Below are 255 nucleotides of genomic sequence, written 5' to 3' on the forward strand. Positions count from 1 at the left end.
ATTATTATCCTTATGAGCTCTCGGATCAATTCTGTGGAGATGAAACCTATATCCGCGTGAACGGAAAATGGCACTATTTGTTTTTCTTTTTTGACGCGGTAAAGAAAATTATTCTTTCCTATCCCGTATCGCCAAATCGTGATACCCTCACGGCTATTCATGCCATTGATGAAGTGTTGGTAAAGATGAAGGAGATTCCAGAAGATCTCACTTTTGTAGTCGATGGAAATCCCATCTATCTTCTAGCTCAACACT

The 255-nt window shown here is 39.6% G+C and carries 1 protein-coding gene; it reads left to right on the forward strand.

The window, feature by feature from the left end:
- Positions 1 to 255, forward strand: a 255-nt coding sequence (locus tag KI363_RS21805) for a DDE-type integrase/transposase/recombinase (RefSeq protein ID WP_212967628.1), incomplete at both ends; no start/stop codon positions are given.

Source organism: Lederbergia ruris (assembly GCF_018332955.1).
Lineage (GTDB): Bacteria > Bacillota > Bacilli > Bacillales > Bacillaceae_C > Lederbergia > Lederbergia ruris.